The organism is Peribacillus sp. FSL R5-0717 (assembly GCF_038002945.1).
GTDB classification, from domain to species: domain Bacteria; phylum Bacillota; class Bacilli; order Bacillales; family DSM-1321; genus Peribacillus; species Peribacillus frigoritolerans.
In genome coordinates this window covers 2,606,512-2,628,500 of sequence record NZ_JBBOOF010000001.1, presented here as the reverse complement: position 1 = coordinate 2,628,500, position 21,989 = coordinate 2,606,512, and the positions used below count along the sequence as shown (strand labels likewise).

The window sequence follows — 21,989 nt, the reverse complement described above, 5'->3', positions numbered from 1 at the left end:
ATAGAATGAAAAACTCCTCCTTCCTCCCGGTGATTATATAGACTTAGTTATCAAGCTGTCAACCCATTCACTTCTCATTCAGGAAATTACTACCTATTATGCATATTCCATATTGAAAAGGAAAGGGCGACTTCTCGACATAATAAGCCTATAGTTGGAGTGAAATTTGTTGAAACCTTAAAAAAATCGATTTTAGCTAGCAAACCCCGGGAGATATTGTAAAAAAAAATGTCAGTTAATGCCGAATAATTTCTTGGCATTTTCCGTTGTTGCCTGGGAAACTTCCTCTATTGTAAGTTGTTTGATTTCTGCAATTTGTTCAGCGACAAGTTTCACATATGAAGGTTCATTACGCTTCCCTCTATATGGATGTGGAGCCAAGTATGGACAATCGGTCTCAATCAGTAAACGGTCTAAAGGTACGGCTGCTGCCACTTCCTTAGGTTTTTTTGCATTCTTGAAGGTCACAGGGCCTCCCAATGAAATATAAAAATTCATATTGATGCACTCCAAAGCCGTTTCTGCACTTCCGCTAAAGCAATGCATGATGCCCCCAACCCTTGATGCCTCTTCTTCCTTCAGTATGTTCACGATATCCGCGGTCGCTTCCCGATTATGGATGATAATGGGCAGCCCCACCTTTTTGGCCAATCGAATCTGCTTCCTGAACACCTCCATTTGAACATCTTTCGGAGATTTATCCCAATGATAATCCAGGCCCATCTCCCCAATGGCCACAACCTTTGGATGATTGGATAATTCCTCGATCCATTGTAAGTCGTCTTCTGTCATATCTATAGCATCCACAGGATGCCATCCGACTGCGGCATACATGAAATCATAAGTTTCTATTAATTCCATTGCCCTTATAATGGTAGGCCGGTCAAAACCAACGACTACCATATTATCGACCCCTGCTTCCTTAGCTCTTTCTATTACGTCTTCGAGATCCTCGTTGAATTGTTCCGCATTAACATGTACATGTGTGTCAAATAACATTATTTTTCTTCCTTTCTAGCACTATTTTATAAAAAAATGAAAGTTTTATGTTTCACATTTAGGTAACAAACAGATTACAAAAGAGGCAGTATGCCCAATTAATAAATGTAGAACCAAAAACTAAACCTATATTACGTTACTTTTTCCAAAAGCATAAAGAAAAAAACATAAAAATGTTTCATATGAAACACCTTTATGTTTTCATCCGTTTATTTCACCTTTGAACCATTTGGAATCGATGAATCTATTGTAGCGACTGAGAGCACATCATCCTGGCTTCCCGCCAAAATCATTCCTTGAGAGAGCTCGCCACGAAGTTTAACAGGTTTCAAATTCGTGACACATATCACTTTTTTGCCTACTAAATCTTCTGGTTTATAGTGCTGTGCAATGCCTGATACGACTTGCCGTTTCTCATAACCCAAATCAAGCTGAAGTTTAAGAAGCTTATCCGCCTTCTTTACAGGCTCAACTGCCATTACCTCAGCAACACGCAGCTCCACTTTTGTAAAGTCATCAATAGTGATTTCATCAACCTCGGGAATCGTCTCTTCCACTTTTTCCTCGGCCTTAGGGGCATCCCCCTGCATTTGTTCTTTAATATATAAAACTTCCTCTTCCATATCCAAACGAGGGAAGATCGGGTCTCCCTTCAAGACTTTTGTTTCAGCAGGAATTTGACCGAACTCTGCTAAACTGTCCCAGGATTTCAACACATCATCTTTGATGCTAAGCTGAGCAAAGATCTTTTCCGGTGTTTGCGTCAAGAACGGTTTCAAAAGGATTGCCGTCCTGCGTAATGATTCCGCCAAATGAACCATGACACTGGAAAGGTCTTGTTTCTTTGATTCATCTTTTGCAAGAGTCCATGGCTGGGTCTCATCAATGAATTTATTAGTTCTGCTCACGAGTTGCCAAATGGATGTCAGTGCAACTGAAAATTCCATGTTTTCCATTGCTTCCTCATACTTGCCAACCGTTTCTTGGTTCATTTCAAGCAAAGCTTTTTCGAATTCGCCATTGGATCCTTCGTAATTTGGAATCACACCATCAAAATATTTATTGACCATTGCAACTGTTCGATTTAATAAATTCCCTAAATCATTGGCCAGGTCAAAATTGATCCGTTCCACAAACCCTTCCGGTGTAAATACCCCATCGGAACCAAATGGTACTTCACGCAATAAATAGTAGCGTAAAGAATCCAAACCGTAACGATCGATCAATGTAACGGGATCCACTACATTTCCTTTTGATTTGGACATTTTACCATCTTTCATGAGAAGCCATCCGTGGGCGAAGACTTTCTTTGGAAGCGGCACGTCAAGAGCCATTAACATGATCGGCCAATAAATTGTATGGAAACGAACGATTTCCTTTCCGACCAGATGTACATCGGCCGGCCAATAATTCAAGTATTTAGAATCATTGTCCGTTCCATACCCTAATGCCGTTATATAATTGGTCAAAGCATCAATCCATACATAAATGACATGCTTTGGATCTCCCGGCACCTTGATGCCCCAATCGAAAGTAGTACGTGAAACGGCCAAATCTTCCAATCCAGGCTTGATGAAGTTATTGATCATTTCGTTTTTGCGGGATTCCGGCTGAATGAAATCCGGGTTTTCCTCATAAAACTTAAGTAACCGATCCGCATATTTACTCATCTTAAAGAAATAAGATTCCTCTTTCACCTTTTCAACAGGCCTGCCGCAATCAGGACAGTTTCCATTACTCTCTTCGACTTGACGTTCCGTGAAGAAAGATTCGCAAGGTGTACAATATAATCCTTCATATTGGTCTAAATATATATCACCCTGGTCCAATAACCTTTTGAAAATCTTGGCTACGACCTCTTTATGGCGATCTTCCGTCGTCCTGATGAAATCATCATATGAAATATCAAGCTTTTCCCAGAGTTCTTTGATCCCTGATACGATATTATCTACATATTGCTGTGGAGTGATTCCTTCCTCAGCCGCTTTACGCTGGATTTTTTGACCATGTTCATCAGTTCCTGTTAAATACATGACATCGAAGCCACGCATCCTTTTATAACGAGCCATGGCATCCCCTGCCACTGTCGTATACGCGTGCCCTATATGTAAATTGCCACTCGGATAATATATGGGTGTCGTGATATAGAATGTTTTTAATTTATCTTGCACTTCGTTCCCTCCTCATCATTTGAAAAACCGGCTATGGGACTGGCCCAAGCCATAAGAATATATTTAAGCTATTATCTCTATTTTAACGCTATATACAATTCTGTGCGACAATAATCACTAATCTAATCATCATGTTAATAGAATAAAAAAATAATAAGTAGACTCAACTTAAAAATAAGGATACTTCCCTTCTGTCAGCATTACCTCTTACCTCAACAAAATATACCTAAATTTCTTTTTTTGTGCAACAACTCACATATTCGCAAACTTTTTCAGAAAATTATCCTTAATTCAGAACTTTTGTTTTGAAACTAAAATATATTTAATCATATAATAGGGAAGTATGTTTTCATATGCATACTTTGTCGAAATGTGGTGAAGGGAGCAGTTCTTTGTATCCTGCATTTCTTTACTTTTAAAGGCATAACCGATTTTTTCTCTTTAAAAGCCATTTTGTCACACGAAATGGGCCCTGCTATTTCTTACAAAAAAATGAAAATAAATCATTGACGAATTTGGGAATGGCTGGTATTATAAATTTATAAAAAAATTTGTCGAATAATGGCGAAAAAAATAGAAATAGGGTACTAGATTGTAACTGAGAGGAGAATTTTTTAAATGAAATCTACAGGTATTGTTCGTAAAGTTGATGAGTTAGGCCGGGTGGTTATTCCAATCGAACTTCGTCGTACATTGGGTATCGCTGAGAAGGACGCTCTAGAAATCTATGTGGATGATGAGCGCATCATCTTGAAAAAATACAAACCAAACATGACTTGCCAAGTTACAGGTGAAGTTTCCGATAACAACCTTACACTTGCCAATGGTAAATTGATTCTTAGTCGTGAAGGTGCAGAATTACTTATTCAAGAAATTCAACAAAGCTTCACTGCTTCTAAATAAATGATAAAAAAACTTCCGTTCTTCGGAAGTTTTTTTATGCTCATTATTATTGTATATCAATGTGAAACGCTTGATATACATCGCGTTTTTGCATATTGCGATCTTTTGCGACCTGCTTGATTGCGTCCTTTGAAGTGAACTGCTTGGATTCTATATAATGATTAACATGACCGACGATATCCAGGGCCATCCACCAAGCTTCTTCCGATTCATCCTCCGACCATTGCCCGCCTTCTATTATTAGACAGAACTCACCGCGGATTTCGGATTCCACCGCCCATGCCAAGGCCTCACTCACAGTCCCTCGAATGAACTCTTCAAATTTCTTGGTTAACTCCCGGCATAATACTATACGACGGTCACCTAAAATTTCATGCATATGTTTCAATGTTTCTTTCAATCGATGTGGCGATTCATAAACGATCCAAGTTGATTCCATTTTTTTTAATTTTTCCAGTTCCTGCTTTTTTTCTTTTGCTCCCCTTTGTAAAAAACCATAGAAGTAAAAAGGCTGGGGAACCAGTCCAGATGCAATCAATGCAGTTAATGCAGCATTTGCCCCCGGCAACGGAATGACTTTAAACTGTTCGGCAATGGCATCTTTGACCAGTTCATATCCCGGGTCGGATATCGTCGGCAAGCCAGCATCACTTACCAATGCGATGACCTCTCCAGATCGAAGCCTCTCAAGCATTTGCTTCCCGCTATATTCCTTATTATGTTCATGGTAGCTGACGATAGGTGTCGAAATTTCAAAGTAGTTGCATAATTTCTTCGTATTTCGCGTGTCCTCAGCAGCAATGACATCCGCTTCCTTTAAGATTCTTAAAGCCCGGAAACTCATATCCTCAAGGTTTCCTATCGGTGTAGGAACCAGATATAGAGCCGGCTCCAATCCTTCTTTTTCAAAACTCTTTTGCTGCCACATATCATGTATCCTCCTTTGCCATCCACTTTTCCTTTTGTTTTCTTGTTAATTGCTTAAATTTATATTCAGCCTGCATGGCCAATGTCCGTGTTTCGAATATTTCATGATAAATCAGTTCAACCGGTGTCCGGCCACGTGTATACTTAGCGCCCCTGCCTTGATTATGAACATCAATCCTGCGGTGCAAATCATTGGTATACCCAGCATAATAACTGCCGTCCCTGCACTTTAAAACATAAAAATAATGCTTATTCCTCTCCATATAGAATCCTTCTGATTTCGGGATTATACTCATTTTGATCATTATATACAACAAGCGGGGGAAGAATCTTCAAATCAGGGTTGCCGTCCTTTATCCCTTCTATAAGAATCGTATTCGCTTCTTTTGAACTCTTAGGATAAACGAATTGCAGGCGCTTCGGCTCAATTCTGTACATCCTCATGAAATGCAGGATATCCATCAGACGGCCCGGTCTATGAACGAATGCGGCTTTCCCACCTTGACGCAGCAATTGGCTTGAAACACGCATGACATCCTCAAGATTACACATGATTTCATGTCGGGCAATTGCAAAGTGCTCATTTTTGTTAATTTCCTCGATGGATGGCGTCGGGAAATAGGGTGGATTGCAAGTAACGACATCATATTTGCTATACCCTATCTGCTTTGGAATTTCTTTTATATCTCCATGAATCATCTCGATTTGGGAGGTCACGCCATTATAATCCATGCTCCTCTGGGCCATGTCATATAACCGCTCTTGAATTTCAACACCGGTAATTGTCCCTTTTGTTCTTGTACTCAGCAGCAAAGGTATGACCCCATTGCCTGAGCAAAGATCGACGATTTTCCCTTTTTGAATCGGTACATTCACGAACCTTGATAATAAAACGGCATCTAATGAAAAAGAGAACACCGATGGGCTCTGGATGATCCTTAAATTCTCAGCCAAAAGATAATCCAGGCGCTCATCTCCATTAAGTTCTACCATTGCTGTTACCCTCCTAATCATGTATGGAAAAAGCATGTTTAGGGACCATGCTTCTAAGTTACTATCGTACAAAAAGGGGCCTGACTCATAGTATGCGTCAGACCCCGAATCACTATATATTGTAAACGGTCTATCTATCACGTAAAAGAGATGGAGCATCTTTTATATTATCCATTATCACTTCTTGTTTAAAAAAGATAAACAGAACAGGCAATCCCCTTCTTTTCGTAAACTGCCAAAATGCAGATTGCAAATATGAAAGCCTTCTTGATAGATACGGGCTAAGTTATCATAGCCTTCCCCGATATCCATAACCTTTTCCGCACTTGGAGTACGGTTTTTCACTTTTTGTTTGACCTTAACTGCAGCAGGCGCACTTTCGACTTCCACAAGGCCCAACCGATGGCGCAAATGCTCGTTTTCCAGCTTGACCGACTGATTTTCCTCAAGGATTTCAGCTAAGTTCTGCTTCAATTCTCCAAGCTGCTTATATAATTGGCCTATCTGGGTTTCCATATTGGTCACCGAATCAAAAATATTTTTCTTATCCACGCTCTCCCACCACCTTAATAATCTGTGGCTTGAATAGAAACGGCTCCCTCTTTTAGAATCTCATCTAGAGTATACTCTAATACTCTTTCTTGCCCGATTAGTTCAATCTGAAGTACGCGTTCTAGAATATTAAGCCCCACTACCTTGCCTTTGCCACCAGGCGTATTAATCATTTCACCTAAATCAGGAAGCATTTCCTTCGCACTTTCATACTCATCATTTTCATATTTCAGACAGCACATCAATCGACCGCATAAACCTGAGATTTTTGTAGGGTTTAATGATAAATTCTGATCCTTCGCCATTTTGATGGAAACCGGTTCAAAATCTCCAAGAAATGTGGAGCAACAAAGCATTCTGCCACAAGGTCCGATGCCACCAAGCATCTTTGCCTCATCCCTTACCCCAATTTGGCGCAGTTCTATGCGAGTTCTGAATATGGCAGCTAAATCTTTGACTAAATCACGGAAATCCACGCGACCATCCGCTGTAAAATAAAACACGACTTTATTTCTGTCGAAAGTATATGACACATCAACCAGCTTCATATCCAGCTTATGTTCCACAACCTTTTGACAACATATAGTGTAAGCCTCTTCTGCAGCCGCCTTATTCTCGTCTACAATCAGCTTATCTTTTGCATCAGCGACCCGAAGTACTTTTTTCAATGGCAGGACAACATCGTTTTCATCTACTTGTTTACGGGCTGTAACGACTTTACCGAATTCAACACCGCGGACAGTCTCCACTATTACAAAATCGTCCTTAGGAATTGCGAATTCACCCGGATCGAAGTAGTATATTTTGCCCGCCTTTTTAAAACGGACACCTACAACATCATACAAATCATGATCCCTCCTGCAAATTCAGCACAAGCTGTTCCATCAACAGCTGTGGATTCGTGTTGGACATCAGCTTCCTTTTTGCTTCCAAAATGCAACCCATATGTTCAGCAAGGCGTCTTGGGGAAAGATGAAGAGCGTGAGTTTCAAATTCCTTCAGTTTATTTTGGAACACAACGAAGTCCTTTTTGTCCAACTGAATGTATAATAAATCCTTATATATAAGAAGTAACAAATCAAGACCTCTGTCAACCTGTTCTCTTTCTTTAAAGTGTGTGAACCAATCCGTCTGAAGGTACAGCATTGCCTTCAAGGAATTAAGTTTTAACACTTCATATAATTTTACCACTATTTTTTGAGCTTGTACAAACCATTCATCATGGCTAAGCTCGATTCCAGCTTCCACATTCTGTGTGATGTGGGCAATAACTGAGGCCAGCTGTGGTTCTAACTCCTCTTCTATCAGCTTCCGTTTCACATTCTCCGGAGATAATGGCTTGAACGAAATCACTTGGCACCTAGATAATATAGTCGGTAGAATCCTCTGAAGCTGTTCGGTCATCAATATTGCTACAGTATCAGCCGAAGGTTCTTCTAAAAATTTCAATAGACTGTTGGCTGCCCCCACCGACATTTTGTCAGCATCGGCAATCATATAAACCTTCCGATCTGCCTCTACGCTCTTTTTCGAAAATTCTTCCTGAAGCCCCTTGATTTGCTCTTTCTTTATTGAGAGACCGTCTTTTTCTATCAAATGGACATCTGGATGATTCCCACTTGAAATCCGTTTGCAATTCCGACAAAGTTCGCATGGCTCATAACCTGCCGTCGGGGCTTCACATAGTAAGCTTTTGGCAAAGGCATAGCTTATCTCTTGCTTGCCTGTCCCTTTTTCTCCTTCAAATAAATACGCATGAGCCACCCTGTTCTTCGTTATGCTATTTTGCAGCATCGTCATTACCTGCGGCTGAATTTCACTCATGTCCTGCCATGTTTTATCCAAAACCATCAACTCACTTAGGTATATAAATTAATCAGAAGACCTTTAATCTCACCAATCATTTCCAATATTTCAAGCGAACTTTTCTCTTTATTAAGAATTTCCTAGCTTAACTCAACTAATTTTGCATCTATCGTTTCCACGGTGTTCAATGGCCGGCTCTGGCCATATTCATTCCAGCTCGTTGATTGCTTAAGTTCCAGTCCATATTCAACCGCTTCTTTAACAAATCGTTTCACCAATGCTTTATATTTTGCCAATTCCCTAAAAGTACGTGACCTTACTAAACGCTGACCCGCCCCTTCAATATCGCCTATCAAACGGTTTAATGTTTGGATTTGCATCTTTTGATCCTGTGTCTGGACCATTTGTTGAAACCTTCAATTTCCGGTTTGAAATTGTTTGGCATCCTGACGCGATTTATCCGGCTTAATAGGGATATCATGGTTGATTTTCATAATGAACCTCCCTGAAACTAACCGTTAAAATTGTAAAAAGTTTTCAACCGGCAGAACAAAAATGGTCGCACCGCCCACTTGAATCTCCACTGGGTAAGGTACATATGACTCGGCATTCCCGCCCATCGGTGAAACCGGTGAAACTAATTGGGATCGTGACTGACAATTCTGTTTGATGATCTGGATGGCTTGGTCAACACGTTCATCCTCTGTTCCAATCATAAAAGTCGTATTACCTGATTTTAAAAACCCGCCAGTGCTGGCTAGCTTGGTCGTTCCGAAATTATTTTCCACTAATTGATTCAGCAGGCGATGACTATCCTTGTCTTGAACGACAGCAATGATCATTTTCATTCTCATCATCCTCCGGTTACTCTGAATTTTTACTAACTACATTATATCAAATAGTATTGGTTGAATAATATGGAAACCTATATAATCAGTTTCCCGCTTTCGCTAAAAAATCCAATAGGCCGGCTTTCGTTTCCTCAAAGACTTCATCTATTGACCGGCCTGCATCCACGATAATGAAACGTTCTTTCCATCTATTTATAATGAACTGATACCCTTCACAAACTTTTTTATGAAAGTCGAGGGCTTCAAGATCCAGCCGGTTCACTTCCCGTTCTCCATTGGACTGGATGCGTCTCAATCCCTCTTCTGGGTCGATATCAAAAAAGAGCGTGGCATCTGGCATCATATCTCCAATTGCAAATTTATTGATATTGTAAACTTCTTCTATATCCAAACCTCTTGCATGACCCTGATAGGCTAACGAGCTATCTATAAACCGGTCACAGAGGACAATTCCCCCTCGTTCCAGCTCAGGCATGACCACTTCCACTAAATGCTGACGCCTTGCTGCTGCGTATAATAAAGCCTCTGTCCTCGAGTCCATTGCTGTATTATCTTTATTAAGGATCACTTCCCTAATTTGCTCCGAAATGGGAACTCCCCCTGGCTCACGGGTTAATAGAACTTGATAGCCTTCTTGTTGCAGAGCCTTGCCAAGCATTTGGGTAATGGTTGTTTTCCCGGCACCCTCTGGCCCTTCCATTGTTATAAAAATACCACGTTTCATCGATGTACCTCCAAGGTTCTTTGTATGTAGTATATCATTTTAACCAGTCTGCCCGCTTTCATAAACGATTAATTCTTCATTTGAAAGGGAGGAACCACCATGAAACCTTGATCCCATTTCCAGCAGTCTCCGCAAATTGGATATATGTTCAGGAGTAATCATTTCCCCGGACATAATTAAAGGGATGCCCGGCGGATAAGGAATGACCATCTCGGCGGATACCTCTCCGACTGCTTTCCGTAATGCGACAGGTCTTGCTTTGCTATGCTTCATGACGGAGTAGGGCATTTCAAGCCCTGCCATTGACCTTCCATCAGGCCAGAGGACCCGAAGATCTGCTTCCTTGTTTCCAGTTCTGTCTTGAGTGGCACTTTTTATAGTTTGTATGATTTCATGAAAAGGAAAATCGGTACCCATTTTTAATAAGGGTAAAATCATTAATAAATTATCAGGATCAGCCAACTCCGTAAAAATGCCTTCGGCTTCACATAGCTGCTGTAACTCAAATCCACTTAAACCATTTGTTGATTGAATGACTACTTTTAGCGGGTCTGCCAAGGTGCCTGGCGGCGCCTCCAACACCCTTACTGTCTGCAGGGCACCCAATTTTCCTCTGAAGTCCGATATCTTTTCAATAAGGAATTTTTTATCTTCTGATGTAAAAGCGGCTAAATAGGCCCTGGCCAAGTCGAGCGAACCCATAATTGGGTAAGATGGACTGCTGGACTGAAGCATTTGTAAATAGAATGATGCTTGGTCAACATCAATTAAGGATGAATTCACATGAAGAAATGACCCCATCGTCATGGCTGGCAGTGTTTTATGCGCTGAATGGACAACGGCGTCTGCCCCTGCCAAAATAGCCGACTTGGGAAACGGACTTCCTAACTGAAAATGAGCGCCATGTGCCTCGTCCACCAGCACTGGGATCCCCCTTTGATGTGCGAGTCTTACCATTTCCGTCAAGTCTTCACCAATTCCATAATAATTAGGATAGGTAACAATGATGGCTTTTGCATCTGGATGTACACTCAAGGCTTCTTTAATTAAATTTGATCCCACACCGCCGGCAATGCCCCATTTCTCATAATAATCCGGTTGTAAAAAAATCGGTTGTACATTCGCTAACATCAATCCATGTAAAATTGATTTATGGCAGTTCCTTTGGACAAGGACTTTATCACCTTCCCGGCAGGCAGCAAGAATCATGGCAATGTTGCCTACTGTTGACCCATTAACGAGAAAATAACTCCGCTTTACCCTATATAGATCAGCGAGTAGTTGCTCGGACTTTAGAATGGCCCCCTCTGGAGCATGCAGGTCATCTAAGCCGCTTATTTCCGTGGCATCAATACCAAGCAGGGGGTTGTATAAGGCTTGGCCCTTTTTATTAAACACCCGTCCATTTTTATGCCCTGGGACATGCAGGGATATGGAGCTTTTTTTATGAAAAGCACTCATTGCATCGAACAATGGTGTCTGTGATTGATTCATTTTTCTCTTCCCTCATATCATAGTATTTTTTCATTTTATCAAATAAGTATAATTTTATCTCATATTGCGTCGACAGAAAGGCAATTATGCATCTCTGAGTCTGTTTGGAGGGAACTTACAGAAACATGGGAGCATGTTGCCAAGCATTCTTCTAAAGCACCAAAAAAAGAATCAGAGACTAAAGAAACACACATTTCTTTTATCTCTGATTCTTTAACTTTCCACAAACTATTTTTTCATGATAATATTTCAGGATTAGTGACTTTTCTTAATTTCTTTAAGTAATATTGGTACTTGGGATCGTTCGTATCCGTCCCGATCATATCCCTTTCGCATTCCTCACAAATAAAAGTCGTATATAGATGTATACCCATCCCTTTTACTTGTTCACAAACCGCGCACGTTTCCCCTGCCGTTGTTTTGGTTGTTGTTGTCCCCAACATCTCCACCTCCATACCTGCATTCTCCCCAAAAACCATTGTTCGCATACATTGATTTAAATAGTTTAAGAGAACCCGGGGATGCTTTTAACAATGTATGATGAAGAATTTCAATACGTGTATGTCTTCATAAAAGTTTCCATAATTGATAATCCCTTTATATCCAATGATTTTTCTTTGCATAAGCAAAAAAAAGACCAGCCGGATGGCTGATCTTTTTAAATGGCTTGGCGGCGTCCTACTCTCACAGGGGGAAACCCCCAACTACCATCGGCGCTGAAGAGCTTAACTGCCGTGTTCGGAATGGGAACGGGTGTGACCTCTTCGCTATCGCCACCAAACATAAAAGGAACGTTGTTCCTTCAAAACTAGATAATAAGAAGGTATTTCATTTTTTAAAAAGCGTTGGTTAAGTCCTCGATCTATTAGTATCAGTCAGCTCCACATGTCACCATGCTTCCACCTCTGACCTATCAACCTGATCATCTTTCAGGGATCTTACTAGCTTGCGCCATGGGAAATCTCATCTTGAGGGGGGCTTCATGCTTAGATGCTTTCAGCACTTATCCCGTCCGCACGTAGCTACCCAGCTATGCCTTTGGCAAGACAACTGGTACACCAGCGGTGCGTCCATCCCGGTCCTCTCGTACTAAGGACAGCTCCTCTCAAATTTCCTGCGCCCGCGACGGATAGGGACCGAACTGTCTCACGACGTTCTGAACCCAGCTCGCGTACCGCTTTAATGGGCGAACAGCCCAACCCTTGGGACCGACTACAGCCCCAGGATGCGATGAGCCGACATCGAGGTGCCAAACCTCCCCGTCGATGTGGACTCTTGGGGGAGATAAGCCTGTTATCCCCGGGGTAGCTTTTATCCGTTGAGCGATGGCCCTTCCATGCGGAACCACCGGATCACTAAGCCCGACTTTCGTCCCTGCTCGACTTGTAGGTCTCGCAGTCAAGCTCCCTTGTGCCTTTACACTCTACGAATGATTTCCAACCATTCTGAGGGAACCTTTGGGCGCCTCCGTTACTCTTTAGGAGGCGACCGCCCCAGTCAAACTGCCCACCTGACACTGTCTCCCACCCCGATAAGGGGCGCGGGTTAGAATTTCAATACAGCCAGGGTAGTATCCCACCAACGCCTCCACCGAAGCTGGCGCTCCGGCTTCTCAGGCTCCTACCTATCCTGTACAAGCTGTACCAAAATTCAATATCAGGCTGCAGTAAAGCTCCACGGGGTCTTTCCGTCCTGTCGCGGGTAACCTGCATCTTCACAGGTACTATAATTTCACCGAGTCTCTCGTTGAGACAGTGCCCAGATCGTTACACCTTTCGTGCGGGTCGGAACTTACCCGACAAGGAATTTCGCTACCTTAGGACCGTTATAGTTACGGCCGCCGTTTACTGGGGCTTCGGTTCAAAGCTTCGCTTGCGCTAACCTCTCCCCTTAACCTTCCAGCACCGGGCAGGTGTCAGCCCCTATACTTCGCCTTGCGGCTTCGCAGAGACCTGTGTTTTTGCTAAACAGTCGCCTGGGCCTATTCACTGCGGCTTTTCTGGGCTATTCACCCTAAAAAGCACCCCTTCTCCCGAAGTTACGGGGTCATTTTGCCGAGTTCCTTAACGAGAGTTCTCTCGCACACCTTAGGATTCTCTCCTCGCCTACCTGTGTCGGTTTGCGGTACGGGCACCTTACATCTCACTAGAGGCTTTTCTTGGCAGCGTGGAATCAGGAACTTCGGTACTATATTTCCCTCGCCATCACAGCTCCGCCTTAATGGAAACGGGATTTGCCTCGTTTCCGGCCTAACTGCTTGGACGCGCATATCCAACAGCGCGCTTACCCTATCCTTCTGCGTCCCCCCATCGTTCAAACGATGTATAGGTGGTACAGGAATATCAACCTGTTGTCCATCGCCTACGCCTTTCGGCCTCGGCTTAGGTCCCGACTAACCCTGAGCGGACGAGCCTTCCTCAGGAAACCTTAGGCATTCGGTGGAAGGGATTCTCACCCTTCTTTCGCTACTCATACCGGCATTCTCACTTCTAAGCGCTCCACCAGTCCTTCCGGTCTGACTTCAACGCCCTTAGAACGCTCTCCTACCATCGACACCATACGGTGTCAATCCACAGCTTCGGTGATACGTTTAGCCCCGGTACATTTTCGGCGCGGAGTCACTCGACCAGTGAGCTATTACGCACTCTTTAAATGGTGGCTGCTTCTAAGCCAACATCCTGGTTGTCTAAGCAACTCCACATCCTTTTCCACTTAACGTATACTTTGGGACCTTAGCTGGTGGTCTGGGCTGTTTCCCTTTCGACTACGGATCTTATCACTCGCAGTCTGACTCCCAAGAATAAGTATTTGGCATTCGGAGTTTGACTGAATTCGGTAACCCGTTGGGGGCCCCTAGTCCAATCAGTGCTCTACCTCCAATACTCTCATCTTGAGGCTAGCCCTAAAGCTATTTCGGAGAGAACCAGCTATCTCCAGGTTCGATTGGAATTTCTCCGCTACCCACACCTCATCCCCGCACTTTTCAACGTGCGTGGGTTCGGGCCTCCATTCAGTGTTACCTGAACTTCACCCTGGACATGGGTAGATCACCTGGTTTCGGGTCTACGACCTCATACTCATTCGCCCTATTCAGACTCGCTTTCGCTGCGGCTCCGTCTCATCAACTTAACCTCGCATGAAATCGTAACTCGCCGGTTCATTCTACAAAAGGCACGCCATTACCCATTAACGGGCTTTGACTACTTGTAGGCACACGGTTTCAGGATCTATTTCACTCCCCTTCCGGGGTGCTTTTCACCTTTCCCTCACGGTACTGGTTCACTATCGGTCACTAGGGAGTATTTAGCCTTGGGAGATGGTCCTCCCTGCTTCCGACGGGATTTCTCGTGTCCCGCCGTACTCAGGATCCACTCAGGAGGGAACGAAGTTTCAACTACAGGGTTTTTACCTTCTTCGACGGACCTTTCCAGGTCGCTTCATTTACCCCGTTCCTTTGTAACTCCATGTTGAGTGTCCTACAACCCCAAGAGGCAAGCCTCTTGGTTTGGGCTAATTCCGTTTCGCTCGCCGCTACTCAGGAAATCGCGTTTGCTTTCTCTTCCTCCGGGTACTTAGATGTTTCAGTTCCCCGGGTCTGCCTTCAGTACCCTATGTATTCAGGTAAAGATACTGTTCCATTACGAACAGTGGGTTTCCCCATTCGGAAATCTCCGGATCAAAGCTTACTTACAGCTCCCCGAAGCATATCGGTGTTAGTCCCGTCCTTCATCGGCTCCTAGTGCCAAGGCATCCACCGTGCGCCCTTTCTAACTTAACCGTTAAAAAAGATCTTACAGATGCTTTGAAAAAAATTAATTGCCTTCTATCTATTATCTAGTTTTCAAGGAACAAGCTGTCCCAATCACAACGTGATTGTTTCATTGGTGGAGCCTAGCGGGATCGAACCGCTGACCTCCTGCGTGCAAGGCAGGCGCTCTCCCAGCTGAGCTAAGGCCCCGTTTTGGGAAATGGAATGGTGGGCCTAAATGGACTCGAACCATCGACCTCACGCTTATCAGGCGTGCGCTCTAACCAGCTGAGCTATAGGCCCATTCACATAAATAATAAGCTTCTGCTTCCCAAGCTTATCGCGGGATTGCTATTTAATTGAATGAATCACTCATTCAAAACTGAACAAAACAAAAGCGCCTCGTAATTATCCTTAGAAAGGAGGTGATCCAGCCGCACCTTCCGATACGGCTACCTTGTTACGACTTCACCCCAATCATCTGTCCCACCTTAGGCGGCTGGCTCCATGAAGGTTACCTCACCGACTTCGGGTGTTACAAACTCTCGTGGTGTGACGGGCGGTGTGTACAAGGCCCGGGAACGTATTCACCGCGGCATGCTGATCCGCGATTACTAGCGATTCCGGCTTCATGCAGGCGAGTTGCAGCCTGCAATCCGAACTGAGAATGGCTTTATGGGATTCGCTTACCTTCGCAGGTTTGCAGCCCTTTGTACCATCCATTGTAGCACGTGTGTAGCCCAGGTCATAAGGGGCATGATGATTTGACGTCATCCCCACCTTCCTCCGGTTTGTCACCGGCAGTCACCTTAGAGTGCCCAACTGAATGCTGGCAACTAAGATCAAGGGTTGCGCTCGTTGCGGGACTTAACCCAACATCTCACGACACGAGCTGACGACAACCATGCACCACCTGTCACTCTGTCCCCCGAAGGGGAAAGCCCTATCTCTAGGGTTGTCAGAGGATGTCAAGACCTGGTAAGGTTCTTCGCGTTGCTTCGAATTAAACCACATGCTCCACCGCTTGTGCGGGCCCCCGTCAATTCCTTTGAGTTTCAGCCTTGCGGCCGTACTCCCCAGGCGGAGTGCTTAATGCGTTAGCTGCAGCACTAAAGGGCGGAAACCCTCTAACACTTAGCACTCATCGTTTACGGCGTGGACTACCAGGGTATCTAATCCTGTTTGCTCCCCACGCTTTCGCGCCTCAGTGTCAGTTACAGACCAGAAAGTCGCCTTCGCCACTGGTGTTCCTCCAAATCTCTACGCATTTCACCGCTACACTTGGAATTCCACTTTCCTCTTCTGCACTCAAGTTCCCCAGTTTCCAATGACCCTCCACGGTTGAGCCGTGGGCTTTCACATCAGACTTAAGGAACCACCTGCGCGCGCTTTACGCCCAATAATTCCGGACAACGCTTGCCACCTACGTATTACCGCGGCTGCTGGCACGTAGTTAGCCGTGGCTTTCTGGTTAGGTACCGTCAAGGTACCAGCAGTTACTCTGGTACTTGTTCTTCCCTAACAACAGAACTTTACGACCCGAAGGCCTTCTTCGTTCACGCGGCGTTGCTCCGTCAGACTTTCGTCCATTGCGGAAGATTCCCTACTGCTGCCTCCCGTAGGAGTCTGGGCCGTGTCTCAGTCCCAGTGTGGCCGATCACCCTCTCAGGTCGGCTACGCATCGTCGCCTTGGTGAGCCATTACCTCACCAACTAGCTAATGCGCCGCGGGCCCATCTATAAGTGACAGCGTAAACCGTCTTTCCATCTTCTCTCATGCGAGAAAAGAACGTATCCGGTATTAGCTCCGGTTTCCCGAAGTTATCCCAGTCTTATAGGCAGGTTGCCCACGTGTTACTCACCCGTCCGCCGCTAATCTCAGGGAGCAAGCTCCCGTCGATTCGCTCGACTTGCATGTATTAGGCACGCCGCCAGCGTTCGTCCTGAGCCAGGATCAAACTCTCCGAAGAAATGTTTGACTTGCTCATTTGCTTTTTTGATAGTGTGTGCTCACTTAAAATTTAACGTTGGCGCTTTGTTCTGTTCAGTTTTCAAAGAGCGATTTATTGTCGTTACTTCGTAAGCGACTTTATTATCTTATCATTTACCAAACCTGATGTCAACAACTATTTTCATATTGTTTTTTGGTTAAGCAATGTATGATGTCGTTATTGGCGACTCCTAATATATTATCAGGTTGTTCAATAATCGTCAATGGTTAAATTAGTTTTTTTAAAAAAACTATAGCATGATAAAAACCCCAAGGAAATATCCATGAGGTTTTCATAAGATGACTTCGACACAGAATCCTTTAAATGATCCAATAACCAATGGCCGCCAATGCGGCAACTCCCGGTATTCCAAGCAGGCCGGCGACTGCCGAGGTAACAGGGTTGATCGGGACATGAATGCCCGCCTGATTCCCAAGTGTATTCAAAAAGAACAAAAATGCTGCACCGATAATGACCTTTATAATGCCCTGCCCTATGAACCGGACAGGTCTTAATGGGGCCCCGATAATGAGGAGCATCAAAATCAAGCCGCCAACTATGGCAACAAAGATAACTGGTTCCAAACTCATTCCTCCCCGCAAGCTTGTACTAAACTTATATGAAGAAAACGCTGGATTAAGAACCGAAAAAAATGGCCATGAGGAACAAACAATCCTTCACAGCCATTTCCTTATCATCTTTTTAAGCGAACATTCCTTCTTTTAACTTCCCTGAATAAGTAGAAATATTTCACTTCCGCCAGTCTCGTTTGGGCGATTACTTCCTCAGATGGATCAACGCTTTTTTCAAGTAATGATTTTTGATTATGCCAATTCCATTTCAATTGTTCAAGCTCTTCGATTAATGAATCATTGAATTCATTCCGAAGTTTCTTTTTTTTACGAAAGAACAAGTGAAGTCCTCCCAGCTATCTTATATTTCTCTTCTTCCTTCTATTGCTTTTGATAGCGTCACTTCATCCGCATACTCCAAATCTCCGCCAACAGGAAGTCCGTGGGCAATTCGGGTCACTTTGATGCCTGATGGTCTAAGCAACCGGGAAATATACATGGCTGTCGCTTCACCTTCAATGTTAGGATTAGTGGCCAAAATTACCTCCAGCACTGTTTCATCTTGCAGGCGCTTTAATAAATCAGGAATATTTATATCTTCCGGACCGATTCCGTCCATCGGGGAAATACTGCCATGCAGTACATGGTATAAACCATTGAACTCTCTCATCTTTTCCATAGCTATAACATCTTTCGGATCCTGAACCACACAGATCAAACTTCTGTCCCTCTTTTGATCTTCGCAAATATAGCAGGGGTCTTGATCTGTAATATGACCACAGACTGAGCAATACATAAGATTCCGCTTAGCATTAACAAGTGCTTTTGCAAAATCCAAAACAGTATCTTCCTTCATGCTTAATACATGAAAGGCTAATCGAGCAGCCGTTTTAGGACCAATCCCCGGCAATTTCATAAAACTGTCAATGAGCTTGGAAATTGGTTCTGGATAATGCATCGAATTCCTCCTAAAAATTTCAAAAGAAACCCCCTGAAAGGAAGTTTCTTTTGAACTTGCTTAAAACATACCCGGAAGGTTCATTCCCTTAGTGAATTGTCCCATCGTTTGGTTTGTCATTTCTTCCGCCTTTTTCAAAGCATCGTTAGTGGCAGCCAACACTAAATCCTGAAGCATATCGATATCATCCGGATCGACAACTTCCGGTTTGATGACTACATCGACTATTTCTTTATGTCCAGTCACGATGACCGTTACCATTCCGCCGCCGGCAGTTCCTTCAACCCTTTTTTCACCTAATTCTTCTTGTGCCTCTGCCATCTTCTTTTGCATCTTTTGCATTTGTTTCATCATGTTCTGCATATTACCGCCGCGCATACCCATTTTCCTTACCTCCAATTATTCTTTAATTTCAAGTAAATCATCGCCGACTAATTTTCTAGCCTCTGCTATAAAGGGGTCTTCTTCTTTTGATTCCGTTTCTTCTGGACCGTCGAACTGCTGTGTTGAGATGAAGTCCTCCCGCAACCTTTGCCACTGGCTTTCCGGAACTCCAGCTATCTCCATTCGGTGTCCGGTCAATTGCTGCATGATCGAGGCTATCACTTCCACGAAACGGTTATTTTCCATTGCCATTTGACAATGAATATCATATTTGAATTTTACCACAAAAGCTTCAGTTGACGCAGCAACAGGTTCTGCCTCCGTTAATAAAGCTGCCAATGACTTTTGGTTTTGCAGACCTAACTGTTCAAGCACTTCCCCCCACTTACTTTTCACAGCATTAAGACCTGGCTTTGTAGCTTGTTTCAAAACTTGATTGATCTTTCCGGCAGGTGCTTTATATGACTTTTTAACGGCCCTTTGCGCCTTAGCCTGCTCTGCAGGTTTTTCTGCCATGGCTGCCGGAATCCCGTTTTTCTGCATTTCGAGTAATTTCTTCTCTAAATCTTCTATTTTCTGCTGCAGCTGTTGAAGCTGCCCGTTATCAATTTGATTTGGCCTTTGCTCATTACATAACTTGACAAGTGCCACCTCAAGGAAAATCCTTGGATGATTTGTCCATTTCATGTCCTGCTGTGTTTGATTGAAGCTTTCAATTATGGAGTAAATCGATTCAGAAGAAATCACTTCTGCCAATTCCTTGAATTGGGGATCTATCAAAACACGCTCGAAGGATTCTGCCAGTGCCGGTGCCGTTTGAAACAAAAGCATATCACGGAAGTAATAAATCATGTCTTCTATGAACCTAGCCGGGTCTTTTCCCATGGCCAGCAATTCTTCAAGGACTTCAAGTGCCACCGCTACTTCTTTATCATATATAGCTTTTGCCAGCCGGCTTAAAAACGCTTGCGAAACAGATCCGGTGACAGTCAATGCATCTTCCACTGAAACCGTCTCCGAACTGAAGGATATCGCTTGATCAAGAAGGCTTAGTGCATCCCGCATCCCGCCTTCGGCTGCCCTCGCAATGATATGCAGGGCTTGTTCATCACAAGAAACACCTGTTTCTGCAATGATTTGTGACATCCGGCCAACTATATCTTGAGGCTGGATCCGTTTAAAATCAAACCTTTGGCAACGGGAAATGATCGTTAGTGGAATCTTATGAGGCTCAGTCGTCGCCAATATGAAAATCACGTGCTTCGGAGGTTCTTCCAATGTCTTTAAAAGCGCATTGAACGCCCCTTGTGAAAGCATATGTACCTCATCAATGATATAAACTTTATATGTAACCGCATTAGGTGCATATTTGACCTTATCACGAATGTCACGGATTTCCTCGACACCATTATTGGATGCTGCATCAATTTCTATAACATCTGATATGGAGCCATCGGTGATTCCGCGGCAGGTAGCACATTCGTTACAGGGCTCACTTGTCGGGGCATGCTCACAATTCACTGCTTTTGCTAGAATTTTGGCAGCACTTGTTTTCCCTGTTCCACGTGGACCGGAAAATAAATAGGCATGTGAAACCTTTTGCCCGACCAAAGCATTCTGCAACGTTTTCGTCACATGTTCCTGCCCGACTACATCAATGAATTGTTGCGGCCGCCATACCCGGTATAATGCTTGATACCCCACGGAAATCCCTCCTTCTTTTCTCCATCTTGTTTATTATACATTACTGATTTCCTTAATATCAAAGTCTAAAATGAAATTTCATCATTGCCTCATTTTTTATCAGAAATACCAAGCACTTTACCTTCTTGGCATAAAAAAAAACCCACCCGATACGAATGAGTTTTTTGTTTATGTAAAATAACTGCCGTGCACCTTCTGTCGATTAGCAACCATAAGCGTTACTTAAGCAGTTAGCTCGGCCCAGGCAACCCTGCGGCACATGAGAACTTCCACTTAATGCTGCTTCCTTCCGGACCTGACATGGTTCATGGAGTCCCATTGCGCAGGACCCGGGCGTCAACGCCACTTACTTAAGGCAGGCCCTACAGAATGCTAACCTCGAGAAGGGATTCAACCTCGCTAGAGCGGATTGCGAGTACAGGGCACCGCTACCTCCCCGTCTAGCACGGCAAAAGTAATACCAATTTCACAGCGTCATTACGACGCATAATTCATTATACTAAGGTAACAAAAAAAACGCAAGTGTTGTTCTTGGACAGTTCAATTCCAAATTTATCAAATGAAGCAAAGATTTATCTTCAACATTCGTTTTTCACTTATTTATTTTCTTCAACAAGCTTGAGTGCCTGCTCTCTTTTCAACGTTTTCTTTCTATCCCTTAGCTCCTTAAAAAAAGAAGTCAAAATCCAGCCGCACTCTTCCCCCAATACACCGCTGGTTACATCACATTGATGGTTAAAGCGTTCATCTCGAAGTAAATCCATGAATGTGCCTGCACAGCCAGCCTTTGGATCATGTGCTCCAAAAACAACCCTTTTCACCCTTGATTGCAAGATGGCACCGGCACACATCGGGCAAGGTTCCAGCGTTACATATAATGTCGCATCTTCAAGACGCCAACTGCCGGTGGCACGGCAAGCCTCATTAATTGCAAGGAGCTCCGCGTGTGCCGTGGCATTCTGTTCCGTTTCCCTCAGGTTATGCCCCGTCGAAATAACTTGATCATCTATTACGATTAAAGCGCCAATCGGCACTTCATTCAATTGCCGCGCCTTTTTTGCTTCCTCTAAGGCTAAATTCATGTAATGAACATCATCCTTCAAAAAAAAACCCCCTCTTTAAATAGGAGTAAACAGACAAATATAAGACAAAATAAAGGTCATACTACTTGTTCTAATGAATAGTAACGCATTCGGCATATGTGCTGCAAGTA

General features: G+C 43.7%; 19 protein-coding genes, 2 tRNA genes, 3 rRNA genes, 1 other RNA gene and 1 pseudogene. 1 reads left to right on the top strand and 25 read right to left on the bottom strand.

The annotated features are described in order from the left end of the window. Window positions 1-231 precede the first annotated feature (231 nt). Window positions 232-999, bottom strand: coding sequence for a TatD family hydrolase (locus NYE65_RS12805; RefSeq protein WP_034316352.1), 768 nt, complete (start codon window positions 997-999; stop codon window positions 232-234). A 209-nt stretch (window positions 1,000-1,208) separates the two neighbouring features. Continuing rightward, window positions 1,209-3,170: a methionine--tRNA ligase gene (gene metG, locus NYE65_RS12800; protein WP_328178555.1), complete on the bottom strand. Its 1,962-nt coding sequence runs from the start codon at window positions 3,168-3,170 to the stop codon at window positions 1,209-1,211. Between the two features lie 618 nt (window positions 3,171-3,788). Here metG and NYE65_RS12795 point away from each other — a divergent pair. After that, window positions 3,789-4,073, top strand: coding sequence for an AbrB/MazE/SpoVT family DNA-binding domain-containing protein (locus NYE65_RS12795; RefSeq protein ID WP_034316356.1), 285 nt, complete (start codon window positions 3,789-3,791; stop codon window positions 4,071-4,073). 46 nt (window positions 4,074-4,119) lie between these two features. Here NYE65_RS12795 and rsmI read toward each other — a convergent pair whose 3' ends face one another. From rsmI to tadA, 23 genes and pseudogenes are all read right to left on the bottom strand, one after another. After that, window positions 4,120-5,001 carry a 16S rRNA (cytidine(1402)-2'-O)-methyltransferase gene (gene rsmI / locus NYE65_RS12790; protein WP_328136263.1) on the bottom strand — a complete coding sequence of 294 codons (882 nt, stop codon included), beginning with the start codon at window positions 4,999-5,001 and terminating at the stop codon, window positions 4,120-4,122. 1 nt (window position 5,002) lies between these two features. Further along, the gene (locus tag NYE65_RS12785; RefSeq protein ID WP_034316360.1) at window positions 5,003-5,263 is read right to left on the bottom strand and encodes a GIY-YIG nuclease family protein; all 261 of its coding nucleotides are present in this window, start codon (window positions 5,261-5,263) and stop codon (window positions 5,003-5,005) included. Next, a complete protein-coding gene (locus NYE65_RS12780; protein WP_034316362.1) occupies window positions 5,250-5,993 on the bottom strand; it encodes a tRNA1(Val) (adenine(37)-N6)-methyltransferase in 744 nt (247 codons plus the stop codon). Before NYE65_RS12780 ends, NYE65_RS12785 begins: the two co-directional genes overlap by 14 nt. A 177-nt stretch (window positions 5,994-6,170) precedes the next feature. Next, a complete protein-coding gene (gene yabA, locus NYE65_RS12775; protein WP_034316364.1) occupies window positions 6,171-6,545 on the bottom strand; it encodes a DNA replication initiation control protein YabA in 375 nt (124 codons plus the stop codon). 14 nt (window positions 6,546-6,559) lie between these two features. Beyond that, complete coding sequence (locus NYE65_RS12770) at window positions 6,560-7,390, bottom strand: PSP1 domain-containing protein (protein WP_048689969.1); 831 nt, start codon at window positions 7,388-7,390, stop codon at window positions 6,560-6,562. 1 nt (window position 7,391) lies between these two features. Further along, window positions 7,392-8,396 (bottom strand): DNA polymerase III subunit delta', encoded by a 1,005-nt coding sequence (gene holB / locus NYE65_RS12765; RefSeq protein WP_412762759.1) that lies wholly within the window; start codon window positions 8,394-8,396, stop codon window positions 7,392-7,394. 8 nt (window positions 8,397-8,404) lie between these two features. Further along, window positions 8,405-8,845 (bottom strand): annotated as a pseudogene (locus NYE65_RS12760) (YaaR family protein). 24 nt (window positions 8,846-8,869) lie between these two features. Next, the gene (locus NYE65_RS12755) at window positions 8,870-9,199 is read right to left on the bottom strand and encodes a cyclic-di-AMP receptor (RefSeq protein ID WP_034316369.1); all 330 of its coding nucleotides are present in this window, start codon (window positions 9,197-9,199) and stop codon (window positions 8,870-8,872) included. Window positions 9,200-9,284: 85 nt separating this feature from the next. Beyond that, on the bottom strand, window positions 9,285-9,926 hold the full coding sequence (gene tmk / locus NYE65_RS12750) for a dTMP kinase (RefSeq protein ID WP_034316371.1): 642 nt from the start codon (window positions 9,924-9,926) through the stop codon (window positions 9,285-9,287). Between the two features lie 39 nt (window positions 9,927-9,965). Next, entirely contained in the window at window positions 9,966-11,420 is a 1,455-nt protein-coding gene (locus tag NYE65_RS12745; protein ID WP_340861028.1) for an aminotransferase class I/II-fold pyridoxal phosphate-dependent enzyme, read from the bottom strand. 236 nt (window positions 11,421-11,656) lie between these two features. Further along, window positions 11,657-11,875 (bottom strand): sigma factor G inhibitor Gin, encoded by a 219-nt coding sequence (locus NYE65_RS12740; RefSeq protein ID WP_082609258.1) that lies wholly within the window; start codon window positions 11,873-11,875, stop codon window positions 11,657-11,659. A 210-nt stretch (window positions 11,876-12,085) separates the two neighbouring features. Then, window positions 12,086-12,201 (bottom strand): 5S ribosomal RNA (gene rrf / locus NYE65_RS12735). A gap of 64 nt (window positions 12,202-12,265) precedes the next feature. Beyond that, window positions 12,266-15,198: ribosomal RNA gene (locus NYE65_RS12730) — 23S ribosomal RNA — on the bottom strand. A 104-nt stretch (window positions 15,199-15,302) separates the two neighbouring features. After that, window positions 15,303-15,378, bottom strand: a tRNA-Ala gene (locus NYE65_RS12725). 16 nt (window positions 15,379-15,394) lie between these two features. After that, window positions 15,395-15,471, bottom strand: a tRNA-Ile gene (locus tag NYE65_RS12720). A gap of 115 nt (window positions 15,472-15,586) precedes the next feature. After that, window positions 15,587-17,137, bottom strand: a 16S ribosomal RNA gene (locus NYE65_RS12715). Together the 16S, 23S and 5S rRNA genes with 2 tRNA genes alongside form the textbook arrangement of a ribosomal RNA operon. Before the next feature lie 341 nt (window positions 17,138-17,478). Next, a complete protein-coding gene (locus NYE65_RS12710; RefSeq protein WP_412102290.1) occupies window positions 17,479-17,748 on the bottom strand; it encodes a pro-sigmaK processing inhibitor BofA family protein in 270 nt (89 codons plus the stop codon). A 104-nt stretch (window positions 17,749-17,852) separates the two neighbouring features. Further along, window positions 17,853-18,071, bottom strand: coding sequence for a YaaL family protein (locus NYE65_RS12705; protein ID WP_034316261.1), 219 nt, complete (start codon window positions 18,069-18,071; stop codon window positions 17,853-17,855). 20 nt (window positions 18,072-18,091) lie between these two features. Beyond that, window positions 18,092-18,688 (bottom strand): recombination mediator RecR, encoded by a 597-nt coding sequence (recR, locus tag NYE65_RS12700; RefSeq protein ID WP_034316264.1) that lies wholly within the window; start codon window positions 18,686-18,688, stop codon window positions 18,092-18,094. Window positions 18,689-18,748: 60 nt separating this feature from the next. Next, window positions 18,749-19,066: a YbaB/EbfC family nucleoid-associated protein gene (locus tag NYE65_RS12695; protein WP_048688709.1), complete on the bottom strand. Its 318-nt coding sequence runs from the start codon at window positions 19,064-19,066 to the stop codon at window positions 18,749-18,751. Between the two features lie 21 nt (window positions 19,067-19,087). Then, window positions 19,088-20,776: a DNA polymerase III subunit gamma/tau gene (gene dnaX / locus NYE65_RS12690; RefSeq protein WP_054398423.1), complete on the bottom strand. Its 1,689-nt coding sequence runs from the start codon at window positions 20,774-20,776 to the stop codon at window positions 19,088-19,090. A 184-nt stretch (window positions 20,777-20,960) separates the two neighbouring features. Then, window positions 20,961-21,225, bottom strand: an RNA gene (gene ffs / locus NYE65_RS12685) — signal recognition particle sRNA large type. A 147-nt stretch (window positions 21,226-21,372) separates the two neighbouring features. Continuing rightward, a complete protein-coding gene (gene tadA, locus NYE65_RS12680) occupies window positions 21,373-21,879 on the bottom strand; it encodes a tRNA adenosine(34) deaminase TadA (RefSeq protein ID WP_255294719.1) in 507 nt (168 codons plus the stop codon). Window positions 21,880-21,989: the final 110 nt, after the last annotated feature.

Bases quoted from the DNA above. Each gene is read 5' to 3' on its own strand.
- NYE65_RS12805 (WP_034316352.1), bottom strand. From the start codon at position 999: ATGTTATTTGACACACATGTACATGTTAATGCGGAACAATTCAACGAG.
- NYE65_RS12795 (WP_034316356.1), top strand. From the start codon at position 3,789: ATGAAATCTACAGGTATTGTTCGTAAAGTTGATGAGTTAGGCCGGGTG.
- rsmI (WP_328136263.1), bottom strand. From the start codon at position 5,001: ATGTGGCAGCAAAAGAGTTTTGAAAAAGAAGGATTGGAGCCGGCTCTA.
- NYE65_RS12785 (WP_034316360.1), bottom strand. From the start codon at position 5,263: ATGGAGAGGAATAAGCATTATTTTTATGTTTTAAAGTGCAGGGACGGC.
- NYE65_RS12780 (WP_034316362.1), bottom strand. From the start codon at position 5,993: ATGGTAGAACTTAATGGAGATGAGCGCCTGGATTATCTTTTGGCTGAG.
- holB (WP_412762759.1), bottom strand. From the start codon at position 8,396: ATGGTTTTGGATAAAACATGGCAGGACATGAGTGAAATTCAGCCGCAG.
- NYE65_RS12755 (WP_034316369.1), bottom strand. From the start codon at position 9,199: ATGAAAATGATCATTGCTGTCGTTCAAGACAAGGATAGTCATCGCCTG.
- tmk (WP_034316371.1), bottom strand. From the start codon at position 9,926: ATGAAACGTGGTATTTTTATAACAATGGAAGGGCCAGAGGGTGCCGGG.
- NYE65_RS12745 (WP_340861028.1), bottom strand. From the start codon at position 11,420: ATGAATCAATCACAGACACCATTGTTCGATGCAATGAGTGCTTTTCAT.
- NYE65_RS12740 (WP_082609258.1), bottom strand. From the start codon at position 11,875: ATGGAGGTGGAGATGTTGGGGACAACAACAACCAAAACAACGGCAGGG.
- NYE65_RS12710 (WP_412102290.1), bottom strand. From the start codon at position 17,748: ATGAGTTTGGAACCAGTTATCTTTGTTGCCATAGTTGGCGGCTTGATT.
- recR (WP_034316264.1), bottom strand. From the start codon at position 18,688: ATGCATTATCCAGAACCAATTTCCAAGCTCATTGACAGTTTTATGAAA.
- NYE65_RS12695 (WP_048688709.1), bottom strand. From the start codon at position 19,066: ATGCGCGGCGGTAATATGCAGAACATGATGAAACAAATGCAAAAGATG.